Genomic DNA, 15,986 nt, shown 5'->3' with positions numbered 1-15,986 from the left:
CTACTCCTCGTCCTCCACCGGGGCCGAGCGCAGGGAGCGCCAGAGCAGGACCGGGATGATCGCCATGAACACGATCACCTCCTTGAAGGCGCTGGCCTCGAAGGAGGCGACCGACTCGATGATGCCGACGAGGATCGCGGCGGCGGCCGCCGCCGGGTAGCTCGCGAGCCCGCCGATGATCGCGGCGACGAAGCCCTTGAGGCCGATCAGGAAGCCGGTGTCGTAGTAGACGGTGGTCAGGGGCGCGATCAGCACGCCCGACAGCGCCCCGATGAAGGCCGCGACCGAGAAGCTGAGCCGTCCGGCCAGCGAGGGCGCGATGCCCATCAGCCGGGCGCCGAGGCGGTTGACCGCGGTGGCGACCAGCGCCTTGCCGAGCAAGGTCCGCGAGAAGAACAGCCAGAGCGCGACGATGATCGCCAGCGTCAGGCCAATCATCCACAGCGACTGGCCGCTCACCGTCAGCGGCCCGGCGGGGATGGAGGCGTCCGACAGGGCCGGGGTGCGCGAGCCCTCGGCGCCGAAGAAGACCAACCCCAAGCCCGTCAGCGCGAGATGGACGCCGACCGAGGCGATCAGCAGCACCAGCACCGAGGCGTGGGCCAGGGGCCGGAACGCCACCGCGTGCAGGAAGCCGCCCATCGGCGTCACGATGGCGAGGGTGACGAGGATCTCGACCAGGAGGCCGGCTTTGAGCGGCGCGAGGATCCAGGCCGCAGCCGCGACGAGGGCCGGCAGGACGAGGTCGCGCAGGCACAAGCGCAGCAGCACCCGCCCGGTCAGCGTCGCGCGCGCCTCGGCGACATCGGCCAGGAAGGCGAGGGCGCCGAGCCCGAGGAGCAGCGGCACGGTACCCGGCAGGGTGCCGGCCTCCAGGCTCGCCAGCGTCAGCGCCCCGAAGGCGACGAACTCGCCCTGCGGGATCAGGATCACCCGGGTGACGGTGAAGACCAGGACCAGCGACAGGGCGATCAGCGCATAGATCGCGCCGTTCACGACGCCGTCCTGCAGGAGGAGAAGAAGGATCGTTGCGTCCACAGCAGAGGGCTCGCACGGTGCGGGACGTCGGGGGAGGCCGCTCCGGGGCCGCGGGGCCCCGGAGCGCGCGCTCAGTTCGTCGCCGAGAGGAGCTTCCAGCGGCCGTTCTCGATCGTCACCATCACGCGGGCGCGGTCGTCCTGGCCGACGTGGTCGGTCGGGGTCATGGTGACGACGCCGTTGGTGTAGACGACCTCCTTCAGGCCCTCGATCGCGTCGCGGAGCGCGGCGCGGAATTCCGGCGTGCCGGGCTTGGCCGTCTTGAGGGCCACCGGGATCGCGTTCACCAGGAGCACCTGCGCGTCGTAGGCGTGGCCGCCGAAGGTGGCGAGGGAGCCGGCGCCGTACTTCGCCTCGTAGGCCTTGGTGTAGTCGAGGGCGACCTTGCGCACCGGGTTCGCCTCGGGCAGCTGCTCGGCCACCAGCAGCGGGCCGGCGGGCAGCACCGTGCCCTCGACGTCCTTGCCGCCGACGCGCAGGAAGTCCGCGTTGGCGACGCCGTGGGTCTGGTAGTACTTGCCGGCGTAGCCGCGCTCCTTGAGGGTCTTCTGCGGCAGGGCGGCGGGGGTGCCCGAGCCTGCCACCAGCACCGCGTCGGGCTTGGCCGCCATCACCTTGAGCACCTGGCCGGTGACGCTGGTGTCGGTGCGGGCGTAGCGCTCGGTCGCGGCGAGCTTGATGCCCTTGGCCTCGAGCCGGGGACCGATCTCGGCGAGCCAGCCGTCGCCGTAGGCGTCGTTGAAGCCGATGAAGCCGACCGACTTCACCCCCGCCTTGGTCATGTGGTCGGCGATCGCCTGGGCCATCAGGCCGTCGTTCTGCGGCGCCTTGAACACCCAGCGGCGCTTGTCGTCAATCGGGGCGACGATCTTGGCGGAGGCCGCCAGGCTGATCATCGGCACCTTGGCCTCGGCCGCGACCTCGATCATCGCGAGCGAGACCGGCGTCACCGACGAGCCCACGATGGCGTCGACGCGATCGTCGCTCGCGAGCTTGCGGGTGTTGGCGACGCCCTTGGTGGTGTCGCTGGCGTCGTCGAGGACGATCCACTCGACCTTCTGGCCCGCCACCTCGGTCGGCAGCAGGGGCACGGTGTTGGCCTGCGGGATGCCGAGGGAGGCCGCCGGGCCGGTCTTCGCGATGGTCACGCCGATCTTGATCGGCTGCGCCAGCACGGGTCCGGCCAGCGCGGTGCCGGCAAGGGCGAGCGCCCAGACGATGCGCCTCATGTCGATATCCTCCCGTTTACGGGCCGCGCCGGTTGTTCGCCCGGTCGCTGGCGTCACGGGCCCTGGTGTGCCCGCAACCTCGTGCTTTGCAAGCCCGCGCGTCACCCGTCCACCCTTGCGTTAGGCTAACGGCGCGTGCGTTTGACTTCGCCCTCACGGCTTTATAATTTACCGTCCGGTTGGTCAATAGATCGCGCCGGCGGCGCCCGGGTTTCGGGCATCCGACACGGCGGGACGGGAGGGCGCCACGATGAGCGAGACGAGCGAGACCCTTGTGCTGACGGAGGTCCACGCGGGCTACCGCGTGCTCGTCCTCAACCGGCCCGACCGGCTCAACGCCTTCAACGAGCCGCTGCACCTCGCCCTGCGGGAGGCCCTGAGCGACGCGGCCGCCGATCCGGAGTGCCGGGCACTGATCCTCACCGGAGCCGGTCGCGGCTTCTGCGCCGGCCAGGACCTCTCCGCCCGCAACTTCGCGCCCGACGTCGAGCCGGACCTCTCGCGCACCCTCGAGGCGTTCTACAACCCCCTGGTCAAGCAGATCCGCGACCTGCCGATGCCGCTGATCTGCGCCGTCAACGGGGTGGCGGCCGGGGCCGGGGCCAGCCTCGCCTTCCACGGCGACCTCGTGCTGGCGGCGCGCTCGGCGAAGTTCCTGCAGGCCTTCGCCAAGCTCGGGCTGATCCCGGATGCCGGCGGCACTTGGCAGCTGCCGCGCCTCGCGGGGCGGGCGCGGGCCCGCGGCATGGCGCTGCTCGCCGAGCCGATCACCGCCGAGCAGGCGGAAGGCTGGGGCATGATCTGGCGCGTGGTCGACGACGCGGACCTGATGGCCGAGGCGCATCGGCTGGCCGCTCACCTGGCCCTGCAGCCGACCTACGGCCTGGCGCTGATCCGCCGCGCCCTCGACGCCTCGGAGACCAACGGCCTCGACGCTCAGCTCGACGTCGAGCGCGACCTCCAGGGCGAGGCCGGGCGCACGCCGGATTACCGCGAGGGCGTCGCGGCCTTCCTCGAGAAGCGCCCGCCGCGCTTCACCGGGCGGGCGCGATGAACCCGCAGGAGGTGGCCCGCGCCTGCGCCGAGGCGATGTGGGCCGAGGACCGGGCGAGCCAGGGGCTCGGCATGCGCCTCGGCCATGTCGGCCCGGGCGAGGCGGTGCTGTCGATGCGGGTGCGCGACGACATGACCAACGGCCACGGCAGCTGCCACGGCGGCTTCATCTTCGCGCTGGCCGATTCGGCCTTCGCCTTCGCGTGCAACGCCTACGACCAGCGGACCGTCGCGCAGCATTGCGCCGTCACCTTCCTGCGGCCGGGCCGGCGCGGCGAGGTGCTGACGGCGCGGGCCTTGGAGCGGGTGCGCGAGGGGCGCTCGGGAATCTACGACGTGACGGTGACCGACGCGGAGGGGCGGGTGGTGGCGGAGTTCCGCGGGCACTCGCGCACCGTGCCGGGGACGGTGCTGGCGAGGGAGGGCGGTGGTCCGGCGGAGTGACCTGCCCTGCTCGACAGACGTGACGCCCGCCGCGTCATTCCGGGACCGCGAAAGCGGAGCCCGGAAGCCAGAAGCGCAGGTGTTGAAGGATGAAGCGACAGGCCGACAGTTTTCCTGATGAATTCTCTGCGGTTGTGGATCCCGGGCTCTCGCCTCCGGCGAGCTCCGGGATGACGCGCAGGGCGTCAGCTCGGTCGAAGATCTCAGCCGGACGCGGATAAAAAATACCAAGGGAGAGACGCCATGCTCCAGATCGCCCCCCGCAAGCTCGCCCGCATGGTGCCGGAGGCGGGCGAGCTCGACCGGTTCGAGACCGCCCCGCGGGCGGAGCTCGCCGCCTGGCAGCGGGAGAAGCTGCGCCAGACCCTGCACCACGCCTACGCCAACGTCCCGCATTACCGCGCCGCCTTCGACCGGGCCGGCGTCCACCCGCGCGATTTCTCGGACCTGCCCGACCTCGCCCGCTTCCCGTTCACGGCGAAGGCCGACCTGCGGGAGAACTATCCCTTCGGCCTGTTCGCGGTGCCGCGGGAGCAGGTGGCGCGCCTCCACGCGTCGTCGGGCACCACCGGCAAGCCGACGGTGGTAGGCTACACCAAGGCCGACATCGACACCTGGGCGGACGTGGTGGCGCGCTCGATCCGGGCGGCGGGCGGGCGCCCCGGGATGCTGGTCCACGTCGCCTACGGCTACGGCCTGTTCACCGGGGGGTTGGGCGCCCATTACGGCGCCGAGCGCCTCGGCTGCACGGTGATCCCGATGTCGGGCGGCATGACCGAGCGCCAGGTCCAGCTGATCCAGGACTTCAAGCCCGACATCATCATGGTGACACCGTCCTACATGCTGGCGATCCTCGACGAGTTCCGCCGCCAGGGGCTCGACCCGCGGGCCTCCTCGCTCAAGGTCGGCATCTTCGGGGCCGAGCCCTGGACCAACGCCATGCGGAGCGAGATCGAGGAGGCCTTCGACCTCCACGCCGTCGACATCTACGGCCTGTCCGAGGTGATGGGGCCGGGGGTCGCGTGCGAGTGCGTCGAGACCAAGGACGGCCTGCACATCTGGGAGGACCACTTCTACCCGGAGGTGGTCGACCCGCGGACCGGCGAAGTCCTGCCGGACGGGGAGGAGGGGGAACTCGTCTTCACGTCGCTCACCAAGGAGGCGATGCCGGTCATCCGCTACCGCACCCGCGACCTGACCCGGCTCCTGCCCGGCACCGCGCGGGCGATGCGGCGGATGGAAAAGATCACCGGCCGCTCCGACGACATGATGATCGTGCGCGGGGTCAACGTCTTCCCGAGCCAGATCGAGGAGAAGATCCTCACCATCCCGGCCCTCTCGGCCCATTACCAGGTGGTGCTGACCCGCGAGGGCCGCCTCGACGCGATGACGATCCGGGTCGAGGCGAGGCCCGAGTCCGACATCGCCGACCTGCGGGACGCGGCGGCCGACCGGCTCTGCCAAGCGGTCAAGGACACGATCGGCATCACCGCGACGGTCGACGTGCTGCCGCCGGGAGGCATCGAGCGCTCCCTCGGCAAGGCCCGGCGCGTCATCGACCAGCGCCCCCGAGAATAGCGACGAGACCGGTAGCGACGAGACCTCATGGCCCGCACCCGCGCCAGCGACTACGACGACAAGCGCCGGGCGATCCTCGATCGCTCGGCCGAGCTGTTTGCCGCCCACGGCTACGACCGCGCCTCGATGAGCCGGATCGCCGAGGCCTGCGGCGTCTCGAAGGCGAACCTCTACCACTACTACCGCGACAAGGACGAGATCCTGTTCGACGTGATCCGGCTGCACCTCGAGGAGCTGCTGGAAGCGGTCGAGGCCGCCGACCGCCCGGGCCTCGCCCCGGAGCCGCGCCTGCGCAGCCTCACCGGCGCGCTGCTTGAGGCCTACCGGGACGCCGACGCCCAGCACAAGGTGCAGATCAACCACCTCGGCCTGCTCTCGGGCGAGCGGCAGGCGGAGCTGAAGGCGAGCGAGCGCGAGCTGGTCCGCCTCTTCTCCGAGGCGATCGCCGGCGTCGCTCCCCATCTTGCCGGCACGGCTCTGCTCAAGCCCGTGACCATGTCGTTCTTCGGCATGGTCAACTGGCACTATCTCTGGTTCAGGCCGGCGGCCGGGCTGAGCCGGGCGGATTACGCGGACCTCGTCACGCGGCTGATCGCAGAGGGGGCGCGCGGGATCGCGGAGGAGAGGGCGAAGGAAGTGAGGGCGGTGGGGGGGATAGGCGGCTGCTGAGCAGCCTCAACGCTTGAAGATTACAAGCAGCGCGGGGCGGGAGAACCCGCCCTGCCCAATCACGCCGCGACGCGGAACTCCTCCGCCGGCAGCGCACTCGGCACCCCCCGCCCGGTCGCCCGCACCATGCCGCTCGCGCCGTCGAGCGCGCCCGGCGCGAGGTCGAGCGCGAGGAACCGCTCCGGCGCGTAGGGGCCCGGCAGGCTCAAGGTGCCGACCCGCTCCTGGGTGAAGCCGAAGCGCGCGTAGTAGGGCGCGTCCCCCACCAGGATCACCGCCCGATGGCCGAGGGCAGCGGCGCGGGCGAGCGCCTCGCGCATCAGCTTGTTGCCGATGCCGAGCCCGTGGAGCGCCGGGTCGACGGCGATCGGCCCGAGCATCAGGGCGGGCATGCCGCCGGCCTCGACGTCCCACAGCCGCACGGTGGCGACCAGGCGGCCGTCCATCTCGACCACGAGGGCGAGGCCTTCCGCCGGAAGCCGCCCCTCGCGCAGGCGCTCGCAGGTCTTGGTGAAGCGGGCCTCGCCGAAGCACGCGTCGAGCAGGTGCTCGCGGGCGGCGATGTCGGCGGCGCGCTCGTCGCGGATCTGGATCACGGCCGTACCCTCCCGATACTCGAAAACGGGGAAAGAACAGCCCTCGCACCCGCCGCACGCGGCGGGCCGTCCGGGACTTTTCGGATGGCTGAGGATGGCGCGAACGCGCCCGACCCCGATAACGGCGGGTCCGGCGCATCGTTCCGCTTGCGAGGCCGGCGCCCACAGGGTGGGCGCCGATTCGTCAGATCACGTAGGACTGGAGCGGCGGGAAGCCGTTGAACGCCACCGCCGCGTAGGTGGTGGTGTAGGCGCCCGCACCCTCGATCAGCACCTTGTCGCCGATCGCGAGCGAGATCGGCAGCGGATACGGGGTCTTCTCGTAGAGCACGTCGGCCGAGTCGCAGGTCGGGCCGGCGAGCACGCAGGGGACCGTGCGGTCCTCGTCGTGGTCGGTGCGGATGCGGTAGCGGATCGACTCGTCCATCGTCTCGGCGAGGCCGCCGAACTTGCCGATGTCGAGGTAGACCCAGCGCACCTCGTCGGCGGCGTCGGACTTCTGCGAGACGAGGACGACCTCGGCCTCGATGACGCCCGCGTTGCCGACCATGCCGCGGCCCGGCTCGATGATCGTCTCCGGCAGCTGGTTGCCGAAGTGCTTGGTCAGCGCCCGGAAGATCGCGTCGCCGTAGGATTCCACGCCCGGCACCGCCTTGAGGTACTTGGTCGGGAAGCCGCCGCCGAGGTTGACCATCGACAGGTGGATGCCGCGCAGGCCGCACTCGCGGAAGATCATCGAGGCGGAGGCCAGCGCCCCGTCCCAGGCCTCGGTGTTGCCCTGCTGCGAGCCGACGTGGAACGACACGCCGTAGGCGTGCAGGCCGGCGCGGTAGCCGTGCTCGAGCACGTCCACCGCCATCTCCGGCACGCAGCCGAACTTGCGCGACAGCGGCCACTCGGCGCCGGCGCCGTCGCAGAGGATGCGGCAGAACACCTGCACGTCCTCGCGGGCAACCTTGACCGCGTCCGCCGCCCGGGCGATCTTGTCGACCTCGGCCTGGCAGTCGACCGCGAAGAGTCGCACGCCGAGCTGGAGGGCGCGGGCGATGCAGCGCTCCTTCTTGATGGTGTTGCCGAACGAGACCCGGTCGGCGGTGGCGCCGGCGGAGAGGGCCATCTGGATCTCGACCACCGAGGCGGTGTCGAAGCAGGAGCCCATCTCGGCGAGCGCGCGCAGCACCTCGGGGGCCGGGTTGGCCTTGACGGCGTAGAACACCCGGGTGTCCGGCAGGGCGCGGGCGAAGGCGGTGTAGTTGTCGCGCACGACGTCGAGGTCGAGGACCATCACGGGACCCTCATCCCGGCCGAGCTCGCGGCGCACGCGCAGGAAGTCGCGGATGCGATCGGTCATGATCATCCCCACCAAAGGTTCGAGAGGGCTCCCGCGGGACCCCGATGTCGAGATCGAGACGGCGCGCGTCGGCCGTCCGGCGTCAGGGGGCGATGCGGCGCGGCGCCTGCGTGCTGTGGAGACACGCCATGCGGCGCGGGCGCAGAGCACCCGGAAGCTGCCTTTGCTTGGAACGGGGAAACCCGATCCGCACTCGGGGCAAGGAGAAACAAGCCTCTTCGGTGTCAGCCTTTGGAGGGCCGACGAGACCAAAAAAGCCCGTTCGTCGTTGCTTTAAGCTGCGTCCCCCGTGGAGAGCGGGGTTCGCCGGTTTTGCCTCCGGCTGCCGGTTGTTGTCGGGGTCCGGTGTCGCCACCTGGATGCCGGCCGGAGGGATCCACCCTTCCCGACCATCGATCCTTTAAGACCCCTGGCGGCTGTCCGGCCTCTTGTCCGGATGCCCACCAACCGGCACGCGGCCACAGGCACGTGCGAAATTGGGCAAGGCGGTAGATACGGGCCATGCCCCTCCGCCGCAACCCCCACCGCGCAGAATTTCGCCGGATTTCCCCACCGTGGCGCGCCGGACACGGCGGAGCCTGCTCGCAGCGACGCGTTCGGCTGGCGGGGCCTTCTCAAGCGGCACCGGACGCGCCATTCAGCCGGCGACGCGCACGCGCGCGTTCAGCACGCGCGCCTTACTCTTCTGGACACCATGACGATCGCACCCTCCCGCCGCGCGCTCATCGCCGGCCTGCTCTCCTCCGCCGCCCTGACCGGGCCGGCCTCCGCCCAGGTCGGGCCGACCCAGCCCGGCCCGAGCGCCCTGCCGCCGCCGGCCCCGAGCCCGGCCCCGTCCGGGCCGCCGCGCTTCCGCTTCGACGAGGTGGTGCGGCGGGCGCGGGCGCTCGCCGGCGCGCCCTTCGAGGCCAACGTGCCGGCCCTGCCGGCGCCGCTCGCCTCGCTCGACTACGACGCCTGGCGCGACATCCGCTTCAGGCCCGACCGCGCCCTGCTGGCGGACCAGGACGGGCCGTTCCGGCTCCAGCTCTTCCACCTCGGCTTCCTCTACACCCGCCCCGTGACCGTGAACGTGGTCCGCGACGGGGTGCCGACGCCGATTCCCTACCAGCCCGGCCTGTTCGATTACGGCCGCACCGCCATCGACAAGCCGCTTCCGGTCAATCTCGGCTTCGCGGGCTTCCGGCTGCACTACCCGCTCAACAAGCCCGGCCTCCTCGACGAGCTGATCTCGTTCCTGGGCGCCAGCTACTACCGCTTCCTCGGGCGCGACCAGCTCTACGGGCTCTCGGCGCGGGGGCTCGCCGTCAACGTCGAGGGCGTCGGCGGCCCGGAGGAATTCCCGGTCTTCCGCGAGTTCTGGATCGAGATGCCGCCGAAGGGCGCCGACCGGGCGGTGATCTACGGCCTGCTCGACGGGCCGTCCTGCACCGGCGCGTTCCAGTTCCTGGTCTATCCGGGCGACGAGACCGTGGTCGACGTGCGCTGCTCGCTGCACCCGCGGCGGGAGATCGCCGCGATCGGCATCGCACCGCTGACCTCGATGTTCTTCATCGGCGAGAACGACCGCCACCACTCGGACGATTACCGGCCCGAGCTGCACGATTCCGACGGGCTGCTGATGCATTCCGGCAGCGGCGAGTGGATCTGGCGGCCCCTGCGCAACCCGAAGGAGCGCTGGATCTCCGCCTTCGAGGACCGCAACCCGAAGGGATTCGGGCTGATGCAGCGCGACCGGGTGTTCGAGGACTACCAGGACCTCGAGGCGTTCTACCACCGCCGCCCGGGCTACTGGGTCGAGCCGCAGGGCGAGTGGGGAGAGGGCACGGTGCGCCTCGTCGAGCTGCCGACCGAGAACGAGACCCACGACAACATCGTGGCCTCCTGGCAACCGAAGGAGCCCTACAAGCCCGGCGAGGCGGTGGAGCTGTCCTACACGGTGCGGGCGCTCGCCGAGACCGACGACCTGCATCCCGGCGGCCGGGTGGTGAACACCTACGTCGCCCGCACGACCGCCAGCGGCGGCTCGGCCGAGGGCAGCGATCCGCGCACGCGGCGCTTCCTCGTCGACTTCTCGGGTGGCGACCTCGCCTACTGGCTCGGCGACCCGAAGGCGGTCGAGATCGTGCCCTCGACCACGCAGGGCAAGATCACCGCGGTCTCGCTGGTGCCGAACCTGCACGTGAAGGGGTTTCGCGCCGCCATCGACGTGCGGCTCGACCAGGCCGGCCAGTCGACGGACCTGCGGGCCTTCCTGCGCGCCCGCGGCCAGACCCTGACCGAGACCTGGACCTATCCGTGGACCGCCGCGTGAGCGGCCACCCCGCCGGACGCCCGGCCGTCGCCATCCGGCCGGCGCGCAGCGAGGACCTCGATGCCTTGATGGCCCTCGAGGCCGCGGCCTTCGCCAGCGACCGGGCGGAGCGGCGGGCGATCCGCCACGCCATCGGATCGCCGTCGATCTCGCTCCTCGTCGCCCTCGATGGGGCGGTCTTGGTCGGCGCCGCCACGATCGAGCGCCGGCGCGGCAGCCGGCGCGCCCGCCTGTCCTCGATCGCGGTGGCGCCGAGCCGGGCCGGAACCGGCCTCGGCCGGGTGCTGCTCGAGGCCGCCGAGTCCGAGGCCCTGGCCCATGGCTGCGACCGGCTGCGCCTGGAGGTCCGCGAGGACAACGGCGCCGGCATCCGCCTCTACGAGCGCGCCGGCTACCGGCGCTTCGAGACGATCGCGGACTACTACGAGGACGGCACGACCGCCTGGCGCTACGAGAAGCAGCTCGGGACCGGGGAGGGGGCGCCCGCCCGGTGACGCGGCCTGCGCCACTCTGAAACAATCGGGAAACGAGCGGGACCCCGCGCCCCGTCCTGCAACGTCCTTACCCTGGGACATGTCCCGGTCCGGCATTGTTGCCGTCTGTTTCCGCTGGCACGCCAGAAGCACAGGTCCCGGGAACCGAGGCACAGGGTGCCTCACTTCGGGATGAGACGGCAGCAATGGCCCTGACGAACGACGACTTCCGCAGGATGATCGCCGAGACCCGCCGCGGTACTGGTCAGCTTTCCACGGCCCTCCAACGAGTCGACGTCGAGCCTGCCCCGGTCCGCGTGCCGCGGCGCGTCGAGCCGGAGCCACGACTCCCGGTCCGCCTCGGTGCCCGCGAGGTGCACACCGTCGAGATCGTCTGGGCGCCGGCCTACCCGCGGCCCGATCGCCGGCCCGGCCACTGGCTCGGCGCTCTCGCCACCGTCGCCAAGGTGCTGGCCCTGCCCATCCTCCTGGTCGGCAGCCTCTACGCCAAGCCGCTCTCCGAGTGCCGCAAGCAGAAGAGCCACGGGATGCTGTACTACGGCACCACCGTGGAAATGTGCGTGAACGAGCGGATGGCCGAGGGCTTCGGAAGCGTGCAGGCGTTCGTCGACCGGCAGATGCGGGCGATGTGAGCCGAACGGGGCGCTGCCCGCGCCGGAAACCTCCCCCGCACAGGGGGAGGGTTCATGCGCGAGCCTCGTGTCTCGCCGACATCACGCGTCGGCGGCGAAGCGCCCGTGGCAGTGCTTGTACTTCTTGCCCGAGCCGCAGGGGCAGGGCTCGTTGCGCCCGACCCGGCCCCAGGTCGACGTGTCGTCGGGATTGCGCTCGAGCACCGGCGCGTCGGGGTTGAGCGCCTGGCCGGCGAACTCGTAGGCACCGCCCCCACCGCCGGCCGCGCCCTCCGCGTAGGCGAACTCGTTCTCCCCCGTGACCGGGTCGAGGTGCTGGGCGAACATCGGCGGCAGCGTCTGCGCTTCCGGCTCCTGGTACATGATCTCGACCCGCATCAGCTGGCCGGTGACCTGCTCGCGCAGCGAGCCCACCAGGCCGTTGAACAGGTCGAAGGCCTCGGACTTGTACTCGTTGAGGGGATCGCGCTGGGCGATGCCGCGCCAGCCGATCACCTGGCGCAGGTGGTCGAGGGTGACGAGGTGCTCGCGCCAGAGGTGGTCGAGGCTCTGGAGCAGCACCTGCTTCTCGACATAGGCCATCACCTCCGGCGTGTTGCGGGCGACGCGCTCGGCATAGGCCTCGTCCGCGGCCTTGCGCAGGCGCTCGCGGATCTCCTCGTCGGCGATGCCCTCCTCCTTGGCCCAGTCCTCGACCGGCACGTCGAGGTTGAGGTCGCGGGTGACGCTCTCGCGCAGGCCCGCGATGTCCCACTGCTCCGGATAGGCATCCTCCGGCACGTGGCGCGCCACCACGTCCTCGATCACGCCCTGGCGCATCTCGTCGACGGTCTCGCGCACGCTCTCCTGCGCCATGAACTCGCGGCGCTGCTCGAACACGACCTTGCGCTGGTCGTTCATGACGTTGTCGTACTTCAGCACGTTCTTGCGCATGTCGAAGTTGCGCGCTTCGACCTTCTGCTGCGCCTTGGCGATCGCCTTGTTGATCCACGGATGGATGATCGCCTCGCCCTCCTCGAGCCCGAGGCGCTGCAGCATGCCGTCCATGCGGTCGGAGCCGAAGATCCGCATCAGGTCGTCCTGAAGCGAGAGGTAGAACTTCGAGCGGCCGGGATCGCCCTGGCGGCCGGAGCGGCCGCGCAGCTGGTTGTCGATGCGCCGGCTCTCGTTGCGCTCGGTACCGATGATGTAGAGGCCGCCCGGCAGGGCATTCTTGCGGCCGGCCGCCGGGTCGGCGGGCTCGCCGGAGGCCAGGACACGCGCGCGGTTCTGCTCGATCTCGGCCTTGAGGGCGCCGATCCGGGCGTCGCGCTCCGCCCCCTCCGGCACCCCGGCGAGCTCCTGCTCGATGCGCATGTCGAGGTTGCCGCCGAGCTTGATGTCGGTGCCGCGGCCGGCCATGTTGGTGGCGATGGTGATCGCGCCCGGCACGCCGGCCTCGGCCACGATGTAGGCTTCCTGCTCGTGGAAGCGGGCGTTCAGGACCGCGAAGCGCTTGGTCACCCGGCCTTCGCGCGCCGCCGCGTAGACGTCCTCGAGCGCCGACGGGTCGCTGTAGTCGAGGGGCTTGTAGCCGTGCTTGACCAGGAGGCCGGCGAGGTGCTCCGAGCGCTCGATCGAGCCGGTGCCGACCAGCACCGGCTGCAGGCGGGCATGCGCCTTGTCGATCTCCTGGATGATCGCGGCGTACTTCTCGTCGACGGTGCGGTAGACCTCGTCGTCCTCGTCGACGCGCTCGACCGCCTTGTTGGTCGGGATCTCGACCACCTCGAGGTTGTAGATCTCCTGGAACTCGTCGGCCTCGGTCGAGGCGGTGCCGGTCATGCCGGCGAGCTTCTTGTAGAGCCGGAAGTAGTTCTGGAAGGTGATCGAGGCCAGCGTCTGGTTCTCGGGCTGGATCGCCACCCGCTCCTTGGCCTCGAGGGCCTGGTGGAGCCCTTCCGAGTAGCGCCGGCCGGGCATCATGCGGCCGGTGAACTCGTCGATGATCACCACCTCGTCGTTGCGGACGATGTAGTCCTTGTCGCGGGTGAACAGGGTGTGGGCCCTGAGCGCCTGGTTGACGTGGTGGACGAGCGTGACGTTGTGCGCGTCGTAGAGGTCGCCCTCCTTGAGGATGCCGGCCTCGCGCAGCAGCTCCTCGATGTGCTCGTTGCCGTTCTCGGTGAGCGAGACCGTGCGCTGCTTCTCGTCGAGGTCGTAATCCTCGCGGGCGAGGCGCGGCATCACCGCGTCGATCGCGGTGTAGAGGTCGGAGCGATCGTCGATCGGCCCGGAGATGATCAGCGGCGTGCGCGCCTCGTCGATCAGGATCGAGTCGACCTCGTCGACGATCGCGAAGTTGTGGCCGCGCTGGACCATCTGGCCCAGCTCGTACTTCATGTTGTCGCGCAGGTAGTCGAAGCCGTACTCGTTGTTGGTGCCGTACGTGATGTCGCAGGCATAGGCCGCCTTGCGCTCGGCGTCGTCGAGGCCGTGGACGATGATGCCGGTCGAGAGCCCGAGGAAGCGGTAGACCCGGCCCATCCACTCGGCGTCGCGGCGGGCGAGGTAGTCGTTGACCGTGACGACGTGCACGCCCTTGCCCGAGAGGGCGTTGAGGTAGGTGGCGAGCGTCGCCACCAGGGTCTTGCCCTCGCCGGTCTTCATCTCGGCGATGCCGCTCTCGTGGAGCACCATGCCGCCGATCATCTGCACGTCGAAGTGGCGCTGGCCGAGCACCCGCTTGGCCGCCTCCCGCACGGTGGCGAAGGCGGGGACCAGGATGTCGTCGAGGGTCTTGCCGGCGGCGAGCTCGGCCTTCAGGGCTTCGGTGCGGGCGCGCAGGGCATCGTCGCTCAGGGCCTCCAGCTCGGGCTCGAGGGCGTTGATGGCCTGAACGCGGGGTCGGTATCCCTTCACCCGGCGGTCGTTGGACGACCCGAAGATCTTCTTGGCGATGGAACCGAGCATCGTGAACCTGCGATCGATCGTAACAGTCTGGGCGCGCGCCGCGGGCGCCTTATAGGCCCATATAGGGAGCCGTGCACCCAAAAGGCAGCGGGCGCGCCGGCACAACCGTGGCCGTGCTGCGAAAGACGGGGGGCGGGCCGGAGGCCCGCCGCTTGATTCCCGCCCCGGCAACGCCCTAGCTGCCCTGCCGCCACGCGCAGGACAACCGCCGCAGGGTCAGGCAGGCGGCTGGGGAGGAAGACATGACACGTTTGAGCCGGGCGCTCGCCCGCACCACCGCGCTCGCCGCCGGCCTCGCCCTCGCGTTCGCCGCGCAGGCCCAGGGCGGTCCCCCGACCGCCGCCCCGGCGCAGAAGGGCGCCTCGGACGGCGTGGTGAAGATCGGCATCCTCAACGACCAGTCCGGCGTCTACGCCGATTTCGGCGGCCGCGGCTCGGTCGAGGCGGCCCGGATGGCCGTCGAGGATTTCGGGGGCAAGGTGCTCGACGTGCCGGTGCAGATCGTCGATGCCGACCACCAGAACAAGCCGGACATCGCCTCGAACATCGCCCGGCAATGGTACGACACCGACCGGGTCGACGCGATCATGGAGCTCACCACCTCCTCGGTGGCGCTCGCGGTGCAGGGCCTGTCGAAGGAGAAGCGCAAGATCACGATCGTCGACGGCGCGGCGACCTCCGACCTCACCGGCAAGCAGTGCACGCCCTACGGTTTCCACTGGGCCTACGACACCCACGCACTGGCGGTCGGCACCGGCGGGTCGCTGGTCGAGACCGGCGGCGACACCTGGTTCTTCCTCACCGCCGACTACGCCTTCGGCACCGCGCTCCAGGCCGACGTCACCCAGTACGTGACCCAGAAGGGCGGCAAGGTGGTGGGCGCCGTGCGCCACCCCCTGAGCGCCCAGGACTTCTCGTCGTTCCTGCTGCAGGCTCAAGGCTCGGGCGCCAAGATCGTCGGGCTCGCCAATGCGGGGCTCGACACCTCAAACGCGATCAAGCAGGCGGCGGAGTTCGGCATCGTCCAGGGCGGGCAGCGCCTCGCGGCGCTGCTGTTCACGCTCGCCGAGGTGCACGGCCTCGGCCTCAAGGCGGCGCAGGGCATCGTGCTGACGGAAGGCTACTACTGGGACCTCGACGATCAGTCCCGGGGTTTCGCCAAGCGCTACATGGCCAAGACCGGCAAGATGCCGAACATGATCCAGGCCGGCACCTACTCGTCGGTGCTGCACTACCTGAAGGCCGTGAAGGCTGCCGGCACCGACGACACCGACGCGGTGGCGGCGAAGATGCGCGAGCTGCCGGTCGACGACTTCTTCGGCCGCGGCGGCAAGGTGCAGGCCAACGGCCGCATGGTCCACGACATGTACCTGTTCCAGGTCAAGTCGCCGACCGAGTCGAAGGCGCCGTGGGACTACTACAAGCTGCTCGCCACGATTCCCGCCGACAAGGCGTTCCTGTCGGCCAAGGCGAGTGGTTGCCCGCTGACGCAGTAAGCGTCGAGATCCTGGCGGAAACACCTCCACCCCACAGGGTCATCCCGGGGCTCGCCAAAGGCGAGAGCCCGGGATCAAGAGCCGCTGAGCGTGCAGGACAGAGCGGAATGCGTTCCGCTTTATACCGCCGCGCTTAGGTT

At 70.6% G+C, this 15,986-nt stretch carries 13 protein-coding genes; 8 read left to right on the top strand and 5 right to left on the bottom strand.

The genetic code is table 11. From position 1 onward, the window contains the following. A complete protein-coding gene (locus VQ02_RS05905; protein ID WP_048443236.1) occupies nt 1-1,038 on the bottom strand; it encodes a branched-chain amino acid ABC transporter permease in 1,038 nt (345 codons plus the stop codon). 71 nt (nt 1,039-1,109) lie between these two features. After that, on the bottom strand, nt 1,110-2,267 hold the full coding sequence (locus VQ02_RS05900) for an ABC transporter substrate-binding protein (RefSeq protein WP_048443235.1): 1,158 nt from the start codon (nt 2,265-2,267) through the stop codon (nt 1,110-1,112). Nucleotides 2,268-2,517: 250 nt separating this feature from the next. Here VQ02_RS05900 and paaG point away from each other — a divergent pair, with 250 nt between their 5' ends. From paaG to VQ02_RS05880, 4 genes are all read left to right on the top strand, one after another. Continuing rightward, the gene (gene paaG, locus VQ02_RS05895; protein ID WP_048443234.1) at nt 2,518-3,321 is read left to right on the top strand and encodes a 2-(1,2-epoxy-1,2-dihydrophenyl)acetyl-CoA isomerase PaaG; all 804 of its coding nucleotides are present in this window, start codon (nt 2,518-2,520) and stop codon (nt 3,319-3,321) included. Continuing rightward, complete coding sequence (paaI, locus tag VQ02_RS05890) at nt 3,318-3,764, top strand: hydroxyphenylacetyl-CoA thioesterase PaaI (RefSeq protein WP_048443233.1); 447 nt, start codon at nt 3,318-3,320, stop codon at nt 3,762-3,764. The genes paaG and paaI overlap by 4 nt, the downstream gene beginning before the upstream one ends. A gap of 243 nt (nt 3,765-4,007) precedes the next feature. After that, nucleotides 4,008-5,342, top strand: a complete 1,335-nt coding sequence (paaK, locus tag VQ02_RS05885; RefSeq protein WP_048443232.1) for a phenylacetate--CoA ligase PaaK — start codon at nt 4,008-4,010, stop codon at nt 5,340-5,342. A 27-nt stretch (nt 5,343-5,369) separates the two neighbouring features. Further along, nucleotides 5,370-6,011, top strand: coding sequence for a TetR/AcrR family transcriptional regulator (locus VQ02_RS05880; protein WP_048443231.1), 642 nt, complete (start codon nt 5,370-5,372; stop codon nt 6,009-6,011). Between the two features lie 59 nt (nt 6,012-6,070). Here VQ02_RS05880 and VQ02_RS05875 read toward each other — a convergent pair whose 3' ends face one another. Together VQ02_RS05875 and VQ02_RS05870 are read right to left on the bottom strand one after the other, a co-directional pair. Beyond that, on the bottom strand, nt 6,071-6,607 hold the full coding sequence (locus VQ02_RS05875; RefSeq protein WP_048443230.1) for a GNAT family N-acetyltransferase: 537 nt from the start codon (nt 6,605-6,607) through the stop codon (nt 6,071-6,073). A gap of 184 nt (nt 6,608-6,791) precedes the next feature. Continuing rightward, a complete protein-coding gene (locus VQ02_RS05870) occupies nt 6,792-7,958 on the bottom strand; it encodes a type III PLP-dependent enzyme (protein WP_048443261.1) in 1,167 nt (388 codons plus the stop codon). A gap of 694 nt (nt 7,959-8,652) precedes the next feature. Between VQ02_RS05870 and VQ02_RS05865 the strand changes: the two genes are divergently transcribed. From VQ02_RS05865 to VQ02_RS05855, 3 genes are all read left to right on the top strand, one after another. Beyond that, nucleotides 8,653-10,272 (top strand): OpgD/OpgG family glucan biosynthesis protein, encoded by a 1,620-nt coding sequence (locus VQ02_RS05865; RefSeq protein WP_048443229.1) that lies wholly within the window; start codon nt 8,653-8,655, stop codon nt 10,270-10,272. Continuing rightward, nucleotides 10,269-10,766 (top strand): GNAT family N-acetyltransferase, encoded by a 498-nt coding sequence (locus tag VQ02_RS05860; protein ID WP_245239636.1) that lies wholly within the window; start codon nt 10,269-10,271, stop codon nt 10,764-10,766. The genes VQ02_RS05865 and VQ02_RS05860 overlap by 4 nt, the downstream gene beginning before the upstream one ends. 185 nt (nt 10,767-10,951) lie before the next feature. Then, complete coding sequence (locus VQ02_RS05855; RefSeq protein ID WP_048443228.1) at nt 10,952-11,398, top strand: hypothetical protein; 447 nt, start codon at nt 10,952-10,954, stop codon at nt 11,396-11,398. 81 nt (nt 11,399-11,479) lie between these two features. On the opposite strand, the gene secA is transcribed toward VQ02_RS05855, so the two are convergent. Beyond that, nucleotides 11,480-14,350, bottom strand: coding sequence for a preprotein translocase subunit SecA (gene secA / locus VQ02_RS05850; protein WP_048443227.1), 2,871 nt, complete (start codon nt 14,348-14,350; stop codon nt 11,480-11,482). 242 nt (nt 14,351-14,592) lie between these two features. Here secA and VQ02_RS05845 point away from each other — a divergent pair, with 242 nt between their 5' ends. Beyond that, nucleotides 14,593-15,846 (top strand): ABC transporter substrate-binding protein, encoded by a 1,254-nt coding sequence (locus VQ02_RS05845; RefSeq protein WP_048443226.1) that lies wholly within the window; start codon nt 14,593-14,595, stop codon nt 15,844-15,846. Nucleotides 15,847-15,986: the final 140 nt, after the last annotated feature.

This window comes from Methylobacterium variabile (assembly GCF_001043975.1).
In the GTDB taxonomy this organism is placed as follows: domain Bacteria; phylum Pseudomonadota; class Alphaproteobacteria; order Rhizobiales; family Beijerinckiaceae; genus Methylobacterium; species Methylobacterium variabile.
This window is presented reverse-complemented; position numbering and strand designations above follow the sequence as displayed.

What these genes read in the sequence shown, in the direction of transcription:
- paaG (WP_048443234.1), top strand. Translation starts at nt 2,518, where the DNA reads ATGAGCGAGACGAGCGAGACCCTTGTGCTGACGGAGGTCCACGCGGGC.
- paaK (WP_048443232.1), top strand. Translation starts at nt 4,008, where the DNA reads ATGCTCCAGATCGCCCCCCGCAAGCTCGCCCGCATGGTGCCGGAGGCG.
- VQ02_RS05870 (WP_048443261.1), bottom strand. Translation starts at nt 7,958, where the DNA reads ATGACCGATCGCATCCGCGACTTCCTGCGCGTGCGCCGCGAGCTCGGC.
- VQ02_RS05865 (WP_048443229.1), top strand. Translation starts at nt 8,653, where the DNA reads ATGACGATCGCACCCTCCCGCCGCGCGCTCATCGCCGGCCTGCTCTCC.
- paaI (WP_048443233.1), top strand. Translation starts at nt 3,318, where the DNA reads ATGAACCCGCAGGAGGTGGCCCGCGCCTGCGCCGAGGCGATGTGGGCC.
- VQ02_RS05900 (WP_048443235.1), bottom strand. Translation starts at nt 2,267, where the DNA reads ATGAGGCGCATCGTCTGGGCGCTCGCCCTTGCCGGCACCGCGCTGGCC.
- VQ02_RS05855 (WP_048443228.1), top strand. Translation starts at nt 10,952, where the DNA reads ATGGCCCTGACGAACGACGACTTCCGCAGGATGATCGCCGAGACCCGC.
- VQ02_RS05880 (WP_048443231.1), top strand. Translation starts at nt 5,370, where the DNA reads ATGGCCCGCACCCGCGCCAGCGACTACGACGACAAGCGCCGGGCGATC.
- secA (WP_048443227.1), bottom strand. Translation starts at nt 14,350, where the DNA reads ATGCTCGGTTCCATCGCCAAGAAGATCTTCGGGTCGTCCAACGACCGC.
- VQ02_RS05845 (WP_048443226.1), top strand. Translation starts at nt 14,593, where the DNA reads ATGACACGTTTGAGCCGGGCGCTCGCCCGCACCACCGCGCTCGCCGCC.